The sequence below is a fragment of the Paenibacillus sp. SN-8-1 genome, from assembly GCF_050995535.1.
Taxonomy (GTDB): domain Bacteria; phylum Bacillota; class Bacilli; order Paenibacillales; family Paenibacillaceae; genus Fontibacillus.
Window position 1 is genome coordinate 1,553,146 of sequence record NZ_CP194782.1, and the last position, 14,963, is coordinate 1,568,108.

Here is a 14,963-nt window from a genome sequence, read left to right on the forward strand (position 1 = left end):
ACAACTTTTTCAGATCGTCTTCTGGGCTGGTGGTCGGCTTTCTCTAGATGTCCATATAGGCAGGTAGCAGATCGGCAGGGCAAGGACGGAACAGATGATATTAAATAGGGTCTGGCTGTGGGCAATTTGGGAGGCGGGATCATCCGTAATCCATGCTGAGACGGCTTCCAAGCCGTGAACAAAGGGAAGGAACAGGACAGCTCCTCCCAAATTGAGAATGATATGCGACCAGGCAACAAAGCTCCCGGATCGGGTGCCGCCTAAGGAAGCGATCAGAGCTGTCACACAGGTTCCTACGTTTGCGCCAATCACCATGGCAATCCCCAATTCCACTGGCAGTGCGCCTGATCCTACAAGGGTCATCGTCATCCCAATCACCGCCGCGCTGCTGTGGACCAGAGCTGTTAGAATAGCTCCTGCGGCTGCTCCCCACAGCAGGCTGTCTGAAGCTCTCCTAATGAGCCAATCCAGAATTCCTGCACTCTCAAGTGCGGGACTAACCGACTGCATCCACCTAATAGCTATCATGATTAGGCTGAAGCCGGCTGAGGCTAATGCTCCATATTGAACTGCTCTTAATTGCGGCATATAGTTTCTTCCTGATCTGAGCAATTCCTCAATCAGGATAGAGGCCGCCCAGAATACGGAAGAGATGATAAGCATCGGAACGCCGATTTGGGTGAAGTTAAAGGCTATGAGTTCAGTGGTCAGACACGTGCCGATATTACCCCCGAGTATGATTCCAAGCGTACGTGCGTAAGTAAGGAGACCCGCATTGACTAGCCCAATTGTCATCACCGTGACGGCCGTACTGCTCTGCAGCACGGCGGTGACCAAGGTGCTGAACACCATCCCCTTCAAGGGTGTTGTCGTGGATGCGTTCAGCAGCTTGGTCAGCAGAGGGCCTGCCCATGCGTGAAGGGCGGACTCCATAATTTTCATACCGAACATAAAGAGGGAGAGTCCGAGTGTCAGTGGAATAATAATTTCACGAAGCAGCAGGATGAATCCCTCCTTCTGTTGTTGTGAACGTCTATTGTTAAGCTATGCTGGGAGAAATACAAGCATGACAGGCCATTCCCAGGCAACTGAGTTATAATACGAAGAAATTGGAGTGATATTGGTTGGCATCCGTAATCTTGACGCGCAGCCGGAGAAAGAGGCTGGAACAGGGACATCCCTGGATATATAACAATGAAATTGAGACCGTAGAAGGTGAAGCTCAGCCGGGTGAGTTGGTAGAGATTCTTAATCATCAGCGCAAATACTTGGCGACAGGATATTACAACCCTAAGTCCCAGATCACAGTGAGAGTTGTATCTTACCATCCTCTGGAGGAGATGGATCAGGCATTCTTCACCAGAAGATTCAAGGAGTGTCTCCAGCTGCGGGAACGCTTTGTGGAAGAGGATGCTTATCGCCTTGTTTATGGCGAGGCGGATTTCCTGCCTGGGCTGGTGGTTGACCGATTCGGTGATGTGCTCGTTATCCAGGTGCTTACGCTTGGTATGGATCTGCGCCGCGAGGAGATTGTGAAGGCGCTGGTTGAGGTTGTGAATCCTAAGGGGATCTATGAACGCAGTGATGTCAGCGTACGTGAGATGGAAGGACTGGAACAGATCAAAGGGCCGCTCTACGGCACTTGTCCTCGTCATGTAACGGTAATGGAGAACGGCCTGATTGTATCCGTAGATATTGAAGAAGGGCAGAAGACGGGGTATTTCTTCGATCAACGCGAGAACCGCGCATCTATTGAACCGCTAATGACAGGCTGGGGATCCAGAAGCGGCATAACTCTTCAGGAAGTTGCCGGGGAAAGTGGTGAGACCAGGCTGGTACCACTCAACCGTAAGGGCAAGGAAGTTACATTCCCATACTGGGATGGTGCAACGGTGCTGGAGTGTTTTTCCCATACGGGAAGCTTCACCCTCCACGCGTGCAAGTATGGTGCGAAGAAAGTAACCTGTCTGGATATCTCGGCCCATGCGATTGAGAGCGCCAAAGCCAATGTGGACTTGAACGGCTTCGGAGAACGTGTCGAGTTTGTTGTTGCCGACGCTTTCGATTTTCTACGTGAACAGGTTAAAGGCGTAGACGAACGACAGCTTCGTGCTGGGGCTTCGGACAATAAAACCGATACTTCGGTACCGATGACGGCCGCTGGAGGGCGCACCTGGGATGTGGTCATTCTGGATCCGCCGGCTTTCGCCAAGACGAAGAGCGCGGTTAAGGGGGCTACAAGGGGATACAAAGATATTAATCTGCACGGGATGAAGCTTGTAAATGAAGGTGGTTATTTGGTAACAGCCAGCTGCTCTTACCATATGAAGCCAGAGCTCTTCCTGGAGACCATTCTGGATGCGGCGGCCGATGCGGGTAAGGTGCTCCGTCTGGTCGAGTGGCGGGCTGCAGGCAAGGACCATCCGCAGATTCTGGGTGTTGAGGAAGGGCATTATCTGAAGTTTGCCGTCTTCGAGGTTCGGAGCAAGAAAAGCCTATAAAACCCATGCCATACACAGTGCGATGCTATAGAGAAGGGCTCTCGATTTAGTGAGATGCCCTTTTTTGCTTTTCATCCGAAGGATTAGTTCCATCGAAGGCGCGGAGTTTTTTTCTTCTATGAGTGGACACCGATAGATTTGTTAAACTTTATGCTGAGTAACATTCCGACCCTTTTTTAGGACCAACCTTTTCCCAGATCTTAAGCCAAATTTTACAAACGTACGTTCTCTTCTTGAGGGGTTCTATATGATATAATAGGAAGCATATTTGTCCGTGCAGAATTGCGGATATAGACGGAAATTTGGGCAGGAGGCCTGTAAATGTCACTTCAATTTATCATTGGCCGATCCGGCAGCGGGAAGAGCAGCCTGGTGCTGGAACAGGTTCGAACAAGACTGCGCGAGGACCCCATGGGGCCTCCGATTATTATATTGGTTCCAGAACAAGGAACATTTCAAATTGAACGCGCGCTTGCGGGAAGCGAAGAGCTCAAAGGGACAATCCGGGCTCAGGTGCTGGGCTTTCGCCGGCTGGCACTTCGGGTTATGCAGGAGACGGGTGGCTCAGCTCTGATCCCTATTAGTGATGAGGGCAAGAGGATGCTTTTGTATAAAATCATGCGGCGCCGCAAAAGTGAGCTTAAATTATACAAGAATGCGGGCGATCAGCTGGGGCTGATTGACCGTTTGAACACGCTATATACCGAAATGAAGAAGTATTCAGGGGATGCTGCGACTCTCGAATATCACTATTCCCAGCTTCAGGGCGGCGAGGAGGAGTCCTCTCTGCTCAAGGACAAGCTGCATGATCTCTCGCTGCTCTACAAGGAGTTTGAAGAGGAGCTCTCGCACCATTACGTAGACGCAGAGGATCATGTGATCAAGCTGGCCGAAGGTGCGGAGAAGTCTGGCTTTTTAAGCAATGCCGAGATTTGGATTGATGGCTTCTATACATTTACCCCGAAGGAATATGAAGCGATAGGACAACTCATGAGAAAGGCGGCCAAGGTCCGGATATCGCTTACGCTGGACAAGCCTTATGATCATGGCACTCCGCCTCACGAACTTGACTTGTTCCATCCCACGGCGCTTGCTTACATGAAGCTAAGAGCCCTGGCCGAGTCCCTTTTTGTCGATGTTGAGGACACAGTGGTGCTAGACGCCAAGCCATACCCTCGGTTCGTACAGAGCGAGACACTCGCTCATTTGGAGTCTGCTTATGAACGCCGAATTCGGTGGAGAGGAGAGCTTCCATCGGATTTCCGCAGCAGCCTGAACCTGTATGCAGCGCCTGACCGCAGAGCGGAAGTCGAAGAGACGGCCCGTGTCATCCGTAACCTGGTGCAGGAGCAGGGAGCGCGCTGGCGGGACATGGCAGTATTTGTGAGGAACATAAGCGATTATGAACATATCGCAGCTTCAGTCTTTGAAGACTATGGGATACCTTACTTTCTTGATCAGAAGCGTTCGGTACTGCATCATCCGCTCATTGAATATGTTCGCGCTTCTCTTGATGTGGTGCAGAGATATTGGAAGTATGACGATGTGTTCCGCTGCGTCAAAACAGATTTCGTCCTCCCGTTAAATGGGTCAATCACAAGAAATGATATGGACGCTCTCGAGAACTATGTTCTGGCAAGCGGGATTCATGGGTCCAGATGGACCGATCAAAGGCCCTGGAAAGGGAGACCGAGCCTGTCACTTGAGGCTTCATCGGCTGCAGAAGTAACATCAGATTCAAGCGGAATGGCCCGAATCGAGCTCTGCCGTCAGGCGATTGCTACGCCTCTAGGGACATTTGAGAAACGGCTCAAGAAAGGGAAGACCATCCGCGAGAAGTGTGAAGCCGTCTACTGGCTTCTTGAGGATATAGAAGCTCCGCAGCGGCTGGATTTGCTTGCTCATAGTGCTCTGACTAAGGGGCATCCACAGGAGGCGATGGAGCATAGACAACTGTGGGGAGCCATTCTGGATCTGCTTGACCAGATGGTTGAAATGATGGGCCAAGAGACCTTGAGCAATGAAATATTTGCGGGGGTTCTGAATACCGGTCTGGAAGGCTTGAAGTTGGCTTTGGTTCCGCCTTCCCTGGATCAGGTTCTGATCGGCTCCACCGACCGGACCCGCACGAGTCATGTGAAGCATGTCTTCCTGCTGGGGGTTAACGAAGGTGTGATGCCCGCACTCATCCAGGAAGAAGGAATATTGACAGAACAGGAGAGAAGCACGCTCGCGAAGACAGGAATGCAGCTCTCACCGGGGATCACCCGTCAGCTGCTGGATGAAAGGTTCCTAATCTATCACGCGCTATCTGCCGCAAGCTGCTCGCTCCGGTTAAGTTATCCGTCTGCAGATGAGGATGGGAAGCCGCTGCTGCCTTCCGAGGTGATCAGACATATTTCCACTATATTTCCTGCGCTGCGCGAAGGGGCTCAGGAGTCAGCTTCTCCAGCCGAAGATGCAAATAGTATTTCTAGAGTAACTCATCCTTCCCCAACTCTTAGCGAGTTAATCGGTCAGCTTCGACTATGGAAGATTGGTACGGAAATAGCTCCGGTCTGGTGGGAAGTGCTGGAGTGGTATAGATCAAGACCCGAGTGGAACAGGAAGCTGGATCAGCTGCTTGGTTCGCTAGGCTATCGTAATAGAACCAATACCCTTACCCCGGCTACAAGCCGCAAATTATACGGGAAAAGACTAAGGACCAGCGTCTCCCGGATGGAACGGTTCGCATCCTGTCCATTCTCGCATTTTGCCTCCCACGGATTGAAGCTTAGAGAGAGACAATTATACCGTCTTAAAGCTCCCGATATTGGGCAGCTCTTCCATGCAGCCTTAAGCTCGATGGCGGTTACCTTCAAGGAGCAGAACCGGAGCTGGGGCAGTCTGTCAGCTGATGAATGTGTCAGAGAAGCCGAAGCGGCAGTGGACAAGCTGGCTCCCAAGCTGCAAGGAGAGATTCTGTTAAGCTCGAAGCGGTACGGTTACATTTCCCGCAAGCTCAAGAATATTGTTGGCCGTGCTTCTGTTATTCTGGGGGAGCAGTCCCGCCGGGGAAGCTTTGAGCCGATTGGACTGGAGCTTGACTTTGGGCCTGGAAGAACGCTTCCCCCGCTTACTTTCGAGCTGCCGAACGGCTGTGTCATGGAGATTGTCGGCCGAATTGACCGTGTCGATATGGCTGAGGGCGAGCAAGGGATTCTGCTGCGTGTCATTGACTATAAATCGAGTCAGACCGATCTTAAGCTTCACGAGGTGTATTACGGTCTCTCCCTTCAAATGCTTACTTATCTGGATGTCATTATCAGCTCGGCGGAAGAGTGGCTTGGAAAGTCTGCTGTACCGGCCGGAGCCTTATATTTCCATGTGCATAATCCTCTGCTTCAATCTGCCAATGGCCTTGACCCGCAGCAGGCGGGACAGGAGCTGCTGAAGAGGTTCAAAATGAAAGGCCTTCTGATGGCCGATAAGGATGTCATTTCCCGAATGGATGGATTGCTGGAGAAGGGCTATTCAGATATTCTTCCTGTTGCGTTAAAAACAGACGGATCTTTCTACACCAGCGCGTCTGTAGCTACATCCGACCAGTGGGATACGCTCCTTCGTTCGGTCAGAAATACAATTAAGGGAATAGGAACGCGAATTACCGAGGGGGACGTAGCTATTGAGCCGTACCGGATCGGTCAAGAGACGGCATGCACCCACTGTTCTTACAGACCCGTGTGCCAATTTGATGAGACGATGGAAGACAATAAATACAATATGCTGACCAAACCGGACAAAGAGCAGACTTGGGATTTGCTAGGGGAACGCAGCCGTCAAGCGGATTCTGCATGGGTGTCTTCCGGACCAGCGCGGACTAGTGAGGAGGAACTCGAATGAACATTCCCAAACCGCCCGGAAGTAAATGGAGTGACGATCAATGGAACGCCATTTCCCAGTCTGGAGGTAATATGCTGATTGCCGCTGCAGCGGGATCAGGGAAGACTGCGGTGCTTGTAGAGCGGATTATCCGCAAAATATCAAATACCGAGGAGCCGCTAAGTGTGGACCGTCTATTGGTGGCAACGTTCACCAAAGCCGCGGCCTCCGAGATGCGGGAACGTATTCGTTCGGCCCTAGAAGCCCTGCTTGAAGAAGACCCGTCGAATGAGCATTTAAGCCGTCAGCTGGCTATGCTCGGCCGTGCCTCTATTACAACGCTGCACTCTTTCTGTCTGGAAGTGATACAGCGCTACTACACTCTAATTCCACTTGATCCAGGCTTTAGAATTGCTTCGGAAAGTGATGTGAAGCTGCTTCGTCAGGAAGTGCTGGAGGAGCTGTTCGAGGAGAAGTATGGAACTGAGGCAGAAGGAGGAGCCTTCCTGACTCTGGTGGATTGGTTCAGCGGGGAACGCAGTGATGATGCGATGTTCCTGCTGGTTCAGAGGTTATATGACTTCTCCCGAAGCCATTCCTGGCCGGATCACTGGCTGCGCTCTACGGCAGCGCTGTTCAAAATGGCGAATATGGAGCAGATGTCCGAGAGCCCTTGGGTGAAGTCTATCCTTGCCGATACCCGGCTGACTTTGAACGGGGTGTGCGATCTGCTGAAGCAGGCAAAAGAGATCGCGCTATCCCCCGGCGGCCCGGCTCCTTATGCTGTCTCCCTGGACGAGGATCTTGAGGTGGTTGAAGGACTTCTCGAAGCGGTCTCTTATCAGCCATGGGAGAATTTGTATCATGTGTTCCAGTACTCGGGCTTTGGCAAGCTGAAGCCCTGCAAGAAAGACCAGACAGATCCAATTCTTCAGGAGCGGGTAAAAGGCCTGCGCGAAGAGGCGAAGAAGACGATTACGGAGCTTCGCGGTCAGCTGTTCGGACGACCGGCAGAGGATTTCGTGGCAGAGCTGCACACAACAGCTCCGCTTATGAACGAACTGACAGAGCTGATCATTTCATTTGCTCAGAGGTACCAGGAGGAGAAGCAGGCCAAAGGATGGCTGGACTTCTCGGATCTCGAGCACTATTGTCTGCAAATCTTGAGACACCCGGATTCAACTCCGGCGAATATCATCCCTTCCGAAGCTGCTCTTGAATATCAAATGCAGTATGAGGAAGTTCTCCTGGATGAGTATCAGGATACGAACACAGTTCAGGAGGACATTGTACGACTGATCTCTACAGCAAAACCCGGCAACAGGTTCATGGTAGGCGATGTGAAGCAGAGTATTTACCGCTTTAGACTGGCAGAGCCCGGATTGTTTCTGGACAAATACCGGACCTACGGCCAGGATTTCACTGGTGAAGGACTTCGAATTGATCTGGCGCGCAATTTCCGGAGCCGCAGAGAGGTTGTTGGTGCCGTCAATTATCTATTCAGACAGATGATGAATGAAGGGGTTGCGGAAATCTCCTATGACTCAAGAGCTGAACTAGTCTATGGTGAGGGCTTTCCGGAGGACTCCCCAGACAGTTCCGGGTATATGCCCGAGCTGCTCCTTGTTGATCGAAGCAAGGCAGACACGGCAGCTGGTGAGAGCATAGCGGAAGTGAATCCGGAAGATGAAGGAAGCGAGGATAACGCAGCGGAGCTGGAAGCGGTTAGGCTCGAAGCGCGCATGATTGCTGCCCGCATTCATGAAATGATGGGGGAGAACGGCAAGCCGCTCTTTATTTATGACAAGAATATAAGAGAGCATCGTCCCGTTCAGTACCGGGATATGGTGATTCTTTTAAGGTCTACGCTTTCCTGGGCTCCGGCTATGATCCAGGAGCTGCGACTTGAAGGAATTCCAGCATACGGTGAATTAAGCCAGGGCTACTTTCAAGCGTCTGAAGTGGAGATCATGCTGTCCCTGCTTCAGGTTATCGACAATCCCCAGCAGGATATCCCGCTTGCCGCTGTTCTTAGATCTCCGATCTATGGATTGACCGAGGAGGAACTGGCTGGAATCCGATTAGCAGCCCCGAATGGAGGCTTCTATGAGGCTGTTCAGACTGCGGCAGCGGACGAATCATCCGGCGGTGAGTTGTCCCGCAAGCTTGGCATATTTCTTAGCCAGCTTGAAGGCTGGAGGACTGAAGCCAGACAGGGGGAACTTGGGAGGCTGATCTGGACCATTTACAGAGATACAGCGTATCTGGACTGGGTTGGCGGTCTGCCGGGCGGAGCGCAGCGTCAGGCGAATTTAAGAGCGCTATATGACAGGGCGCGGGCTTATGAGCAATCCACATCTTCCCGTGGTTTGTTCCGATTCCTTCGATTTGTCTCCAGGCTGAAAGAAAATGGCGGGGACTTTGGTGCTCCCGGAACGGGCAGCGATCAGAATGAAGGCATTCGTATAATGACTATTCACAAGAGTAAAGGATTGGAATTCCCTGTTGTGTTCGTTGCAGGTCTGTCCAAAATGTTCAATAGACAAGACATGAATGCGCCATTCCTGATGCATAAGGAGCTGGGTTTTGGTCCCAAATTCGTTGATGCGGATACAAGGGTAAGTTATCCAACACTTCCTAACCTGGCCATTCGCAGGCGTGCGAACATGGAATTGCTGGCTGAAGAAATGCGGGTACTCTATGTCGCACTTACCCGTCCGAAGGATAAGCTTGTACTCGTGTCTGCTGTTAAAGATCTGCCTAAGGCAGCTGCTGTCTGGAGCCAGGCGCTCCAGAATGGAGATGAAATGCTCCCTGACTATATGCTCGCCCGGGGTCGGAGCTATTTGGACTGGATCGGACCAGCCTTGATCCGGCACCCGGCAGCCACCGCGTTAAGAGAGCTTGCTGACGTTAGTGAAGATACAGGCGCAAGGCTCCCGGCACAGTTCCTGAATTGGCGGATTGGAGTCCTGTCATCCCAAGATGTGCAAAGGCAGGCTGCGGCAGCGTCTGAAGAAGCGGGGGATACTGGCGCCGCTAGCGACAGAGCGGCGCTGCAGGCGCTGATATTAGGACATCCAGTCCTAGTGAAGAAGGAGGTTGACCCGGACCTTTCTGGTGCTGTTGCTTCCAGGCTGGGTTGGTCGTATCCTTTCGAAGCGGCCAGTCAGATTTCAGCCAAGACCACCGTAACCGAGATGAAGGCATTGCTTGCATCGCAGGATGATCCTCCAGTTAATGTACTCGAAGGTCAGGCGATGCGGGAAGAGGCGAAGCAGCCTGCTGAACCCGATTCCTTCAAGCTTCATCTTCGCAGACCTAAATTCATGGAGCAGCGGAGAATGACACCCACAGAGCGGGGAACCGCTTATCACACGGTCATGCAGCATATATCTTTTGATGCTGAAGCCGTGGACCATGCAGCGGAGGAGACCATTCGCTGGCTTGTTCAGCAGCAGATTATGGCTGTAGATCAGGCTAAGGAGCTTGAGCGGGACAAGATTACACAATTCCTGAAGAGTCCGCTTGGACTCAGGCTCCGTGAGGCGGAATGGATCAAGCGAGAGCTTGCATTCAGTTATGGAGTATCGGCATCGGAAGCGTATCCCGTGCTAACTGGTAATGGGGATGATGCTCCTGATAACGATAGGCTTAAATTACAAATCCAGCATGGGCTGGAGCAGGAAACTGTGCTTGTTCAAGGGATTGTGGATTGCCTGTTCTGTGCCAATGGGAAGTGGATTTTGCTTGATTATAAGAGTGACCGTGTGCTGGAGCATCAGGGCGGGCTGAACGCCCTTGCTGAGAAGTATCGATTCCAATTAGAACTCTATGAGAGAGCCATGGAGGAGATAACAGGAGCTCCCGTGCATGAGAAGTGGTTGTATTTCTTTGATCAAGGAGAGGCCGTGAAATTATAAATATAGGCTGGATTGAATCCAGGTTAGAGTAGAGGGGGGGAAGACCATGCGGATTCTGCATACAGGAGACTGGCATCTGGGAAGAACGCTTGAAGGGAGAAGCCGATTAAGTGAGCAGGAAATGTTCCTGGATGAGCTGGTGCAGCTTGCCAAGGATACTAAGGCCGACCTGATTATGATGGCGGGAGACGTCTATGATAGCGTCAATCCTCCAGCTGCCGCGGAAATGTTGTTCTATGATGCGGCGGCAAGATTAACTGAGGGTGGCAGACAATTGGTTGCCATTGCGGGTAACCATGATCAGCCTGAGCGGGTAGCATCCGTAACGCCGCTGGTTACCCGCAGCGGGATCACACTGGTAGGCCTGCCGTCTTCAGAACCCGTGCGGCTGAGTGCAGCCAGAACGGGGGAATCTGCCGTCATCGCAGCACTTCCTTATCCATCGGAGGCGAGACTTGGCGAGCTTCTTGCAGGTCAGGTGGATGAAGGGGAGCTTAGATTGGCTTACAGCGAACGGGTTGGGCGTTTAATGCGGCTTCTGGGACAGTCGTTCAGCAAGAACACGGTAAATTTGGCGATGAGCCATATTTATGTCCTGGGAGGCGTCGAGTGTGACTCAGAACGTCCGATTCAGATTGGCGGCGCTTATACCGTCGATCCTGCCGCACTGGATATAGGAGCCCAGTATACAGCGCTTGGTCATCTACATCGTGCCCAATCGGTTAAAGGAAATGGTTTGATCCGATACAGCGGTTCACCACTCGCCTACAGCTTTTCTGAAGCTGGGCAAGCCAAGTCGGTGATGCTCATAGACGTTGAACCAGGGGGAATACCCGTAAGCGAAGAAATCTATCTGCGGAGCGGAAGACCGCTGGTTCGTTGGACCTGTACGGGCGGACTCGAAGAGGTTCACCGCTGGCTGGATGACGGGCGTGATGCGGATGCATTCATAGATTTGGAGATTCGTCTCACGGAGGCGATGTCACTTGGTGATATCCAGTCGCTCCGTAAATCCCGCGAAGGGATTATCCATATCAGACCGGTGTATCCGGGCCGTGAACTTGAACAGACGGCGGCTGGACGCTCACAAATGCCGGTTCATGAGCTGTTCCGCAAGTTTTACCAGCGTCAGAGCGGAGGCGCAGAGCCGGAGGAAGAGCTTGTGGATCTGTTTATGCAGCTTGTAGCTGAGGATGAGCACGCGGCAGGCCCCGAGGGGGGAGAATCATGAAGCCAATTTCTCTCAAACTCTCAGGTCTGCAAAGCTATCGCGAGCCTCAGGAGGTAGATTTCACCAAGCTGTGCGAGACCGGACTGTTCGGCATATTCGGTCCAACCGGAAGCGGCAAATCCACACTGCTGGATGCTATTACCCTTGCTTTATACGGCAAGGTGGAGCGCGCGGTAAATGGAACCCAGGGCATCATGAATCATTCGGAAGACAGCCTCTTCGTCGCCTTTACCTTTGAGCTGTTGTCAGCAGACGGGGCAGAACGTTACCGGGTCGAGCGCAGATTCAAGCGAACAGGAGAGGTCTCGGTCAGCAATACGATCAGCCGCTTTATCCAGGTTCTGCCGGAAGGAGATCATGTTCATGCTGACAAGCTGGCCGAGGTTACCCGCTGCGTGGAGGAGAAGATCGGGCTCAAGATGGATGACTTCACCCGGGCAGTGGTGCTTCCGCAGGGGAAGTTCGCTGAATTTCTATCTCTGAAAGGCAGTGAACGCCGGCAGATGCTTCAGCGCTTGTTCCATCTGGAGAAGTACGGCGATCACTTGGGGATGAAGCTCAGCCGTAAGGTCAAAGAGACCGATAGCCGGCTCAAAGAGCTGGCTGCTGAGCAGCAAGGGCTTGGTCTGGCTTCGGAGGAAGCCCTACAGGAAGCCGCCGGGCGCCTGAAGGCGGCTTCGGCGGAAGCGGAGCTGCGCCGGCGCGAGCTGCAGGAGGCCGAGCGCCTGTTCGAGCAGCTCTCCAAGCTGCGCGAGCTTAGCGCCGAGCTGCGCCAGCGCAAGCAGTCGCTCCTGCAGCTGCAGGAGCAGAGCGGCGAGATCGCGCAGCTGGAGGCGCGGCTTGCGAAGGCCGCTGCCGCCGAGCAGCTGCGTCCGGCGCTTGGCGCATGGCATGACGCGCGGCGCTTGGCCGCGGAGCGCCAGACGCAGGCGCAGCAGGCCATGACCGCCGCAGCTGAGGCGGAAGCTGCGGCGGCACAAGCTGCTGGTGCGGCTGAGCTTGCGCGGCAGGCGCTGGTGGCTGAAGAGCCGGGTCTGCTTGTCCGGCTCGATCAGCTTGAGCAGGCGAAAGGGCTTCAGGCCGAGCGGGATGCGCTTAAGCTTGAGCAGGCGGAACTGCAATCCAGGCTCACAGAAGCCGTACGTGCTCTAAATATCCATACGGAGCAGATAACGAAGGAGGAGCAGCTGCTTGCCAAAGCAGTACAGCGACGTCAAGAGCTGGAGCAGCGGCTTAAGGAAGTGGAGGTACCTGCTCTACTAAGACGCAAAGTTCAGACGGCTGCATCGCTTAAGGACCGGTTCAATCAGCTTACGGCCCGAAGAACCAAGGCCGACAGCACCTCCTCTGAACTGAAAGAGCGCCTCGTTATAGCTCAAAATGCACTTAACGAAGCTCAGCAGCTTGAAGCGGCAGGACTCGAATCTCGTCGTCAGGCTGCGGAGCAGGCCGCTGGATTAATAGAGACATTTACTAATCTAGCGCAGGACTGCCAATACATGCTTAACGGACTGGAGCAGCGTGAGAATGCACTTCGTCTTGCTGTGAAGTCGCAGGAATTGCATTTATGGTCAGCCCGGCTGGCGGAGCAATTAATCGACGGTGAATCATGCCCGGTCTGTGGATCGGACCATCACCCTGTTCCAGCCGGACACATTCTGGATGAAGCTGAGCAGCTTGAGGGTGAACTGGAACAGATTGCAGCGAGCCTGCCTGCCATTAGAGATATGAAATACTGTCTGTCCCGTGGACTGGACACATGCAGAGCATTAATGGAATCATTAAGTCCTGAGATAAGCGGAGCTGGGGATCAGGCTAATCTGCAAGCTGCCGCTTCCATGCAAGCCGAAGCACAAGAACATAAGTCCGTAGCTTCTAAGACGTATGGCGAGTGGGCAGTAGGGATGAATAGAGCTCAGGAAGACATGAACGCATCACTGGCTCGTCTTGAAGAGCTTCAGCAGGTGGTAAAAGGTGTTCGGGACAGCCATGCTGCGCTGCAGCCCCGGCTGGCAGGCCTGAATGCGGAGCTTGCGGCTCTTCAGAGACAACATGACCAGTCTCTTCACATGCTGAATGAGCTGACGCTTGAGCAGACGGTGCTGGCAGGGGAATGGGGCAGAGAACTGCCTGAATATTCATTGGCAGATACGCAGCGGCTGATTGAGGAGATCAATGAGAAGGATGCTGTGTCTGAAGATGTGAAGAAACGGCTTGAGCTCAGCGGGCCTTTTATTGAGGAGAAGACAGTCCTGCTCCGGAGTCTGACTCAGGAGGCGGCTGAGCTGGACAAGCAGCAGGTTCAGCTGCAGGCCCAGCTTGCGGGTAAGACTGATTTGTTAAATGAGAAGGAAGAACGCCTCCGTGCTTTGGCCGGGGATGAAGCGGTCGATAAGCTGCTCATAGAGACGGCGGACCGTCTTGAGCTTCTGAGAAGAAAGGCCGCTGCTCTCAAAGAGCAGCATATGAAGGCGGATCAAGTGAAGCAAGAAACGGCGAAGACAGGAGCAGCAGCGCAGCAGACTGCAATCTCTGCGCTTGAACAGGAACAGCAGCTGCGAAGCCGCTTTGAGCAGCAATTGGAGATGAGCCCATTTACCCGGGAGGAAGAGACCGAGCAAGCTCTTCTGGATTCCAAGACCAGAGAGCAGCTGGAAGAACGCATCACGGTCCACCGCGACATTGAACGTGAGCTTACCATTCAGACTAGGGAACTTGAATCCAAGCTTGCGGGCAGGCAGATTCAAGAGGAAGAATGGGAGAATTGCAGGATTAGGCTGGCTGAAGGCAAGGAAGCGGATGAAATAGCAGTGCAATCCAAGGCCAGAGCCGAACGGGATCTTGAGGATATCGAGGTGCGTCATATCCGCTGGAAAGAGCTGGAGTCTGATCGAATTAAGCTTAACCATTCTGCTAATCTCCTGAGCAAGCTGCAGTCCAGCCTGCGGGGAAATGCATTCGTAGAGTATGTTGCTGAAGAACAGCTCATGAATGTCAGCCGCGCCGCTTCACAGAGGCTAAGGGACTTGACCAAACAGCGTTACTCTCTCGAGACAGATTCCGGAGGCGGGTTTATTATATGTGATGATGCTAATGGTGGAATCAAGCGTCCGGTATCAACTTTGTCTGGAGGAGAGACCTTCCTGACCTCGCTCGCCCTGGCGCTTGCCTTATCGGCACAGATTCAGCTTAGAGGCCAATATCCATTGCAGTTCTTTTTCCTGGATGAGGGCTTTGGTACGCTGGATCCAGAGCTGCTCGATACGGTCATCACTTCTCTGGAACAGCTTCATCATGATCATCTTGCTGTAGGCGTCATCAGCCATGTAGCCGAGCTTAGAGCACGGCTTCCGCGCAAGTTGGTTGTGATTCCGGCGGAGAATGCAGGCATGGGCTCGCGCATTATGATAGAAAATTTATAAACTGCTAAGTGCATACAGACACATT

General features: G+C 52.9%; 6 protein-coding genes. 5 read left to right on the forward strand and 1 reads right to left on the reverse strand.

Annotation, left to right across the window (positions count from 1 at the left end):
* Window positions 1-9 precede the first annotated feature (9 nt).
* Window positions 10-999, reverse strand: coding sequence for a Na/Pi cotransporter family protein (locus ACRRNK_RS07195; protein ID WP_433946825.1), 990 nt, complete (start codon window positions 997-999; stop codon window positions 10-12).
* A gap of 125 nt (window positions 1,000-1,124) precedes the next feature.
* On the opposite strand from ACRRNK_RS07195, the gene ACRRNK_RS07200 reads away from it, so the two are divergent.
* From ACRRNK_RS07200 to ACRRNK_RS07220, 5 genes are all read left to right on the forward strand, one after another.
* Window positions 1,125-2,501 carry a class I SAM-dependent rRNA methyltransferase gene (locus ACRRNK_RS07200; protein ID WP_433946081.1) on the forward strand — a complete coding sequence of 459 codons (1,377 nt, stop codon included), beginning with the start codon at window positions 1,125-1,127 and terminating at the stop codon, window positions 2,499-2,501.
* A 321-nt stretch (window positions 2,502-2,822) separates the two neighbouring features.
* Window positions 2,823-6,383 carry a helicase-exonuclease AddAB subunit AddB gene (gene addB / locus ACRRNK_RS07205; RefSeq protein ID WP_433946082.1) on the forward strand — a complete coding sequence of 1,187 codons (3,561 nt, stop codon included), beginning with the start codon at window positions 2,823-2,825 and terminating at the stop codon, window positions 6,381-6,383.
* On the forward strand, window positions 6,380-10,285 hold the full coding sequence (gene addA / locus ACRRNK_RS07210) for a helicase-exonuclease AddAB subunit AddA (protein ID WP_433946083.1): 3,906 nt from the start codon (window positions 6,380-6,382) through the stop codon (window positions 10,283-10,285). Before addB ends, addA begins: the two co-directional genes overlap by 4 nt.
* A 46-nt stretch (window positions 10,286-10,331) precedes the next feature.
* Window positions 10,332-11,516 carry an exonuclease SbcCD subunit D gene (locus ACRRNK_RS07215; protein ID WP_433946084.1) on the forward strand — a complete coding sequence of 395 codons (1,185 nt, stop codon included), beginning with the start codon at window positions 10,332-10,334 and terminating at the stop codon, window positions 11,514-11,516.
* Window positions 11,513-14,938 carry an AAA family ATPase gene (locus tag ACRRNK_RS07220; RefSeq protein ID WP_433946085.1) on the forward strand — a complete coding sequence of 1,142 codons (3,426 nt, stop codon included), beginning with the start codon at window positions 11,513-11,515 and terminating at the stop codon, window positions 14,936-14,938. Before ACRRNK_RS07215 ends, ACRRNK_RS07220 begins: the two co-directional genes overlap by 4 nt.
* The last annotated feature ends 25 nt before the right edge of the window (window positions 14,939-14,963 follow it).

Excerpts from the sequence above, each read along its gene's own strand:
- addB (WP_433946082.1), top strand. The coding sequence starts at position 2,823 with ATGTCACTTCAATTTATCATTGGCCGATCCGGCAGCGGGAAGAGCAGC.
- addA (WP_433946083.1), top strand. The coding sequence starts at position 6,380 with ATGAACATTCCCAAACCGCCCGGAAGTAAATGGAGTGACGATCAATGG.
- ACRRNK_RS07215 (WP_433946084.1), top strand. The coding sequence starts at position 10,332 with ATGCGGATTCTGCATACAGGAGACTGGCATCTGGGAAGAACGCTTGAA.
- ACRRNK_RS07220 (WP_433946085.1), top strand. The coding sequence starts at position 11,513 with ATGAAGCCAATTTCTCTCAAACTCTCAGGTCTGCAAAGCTATCGCGAG.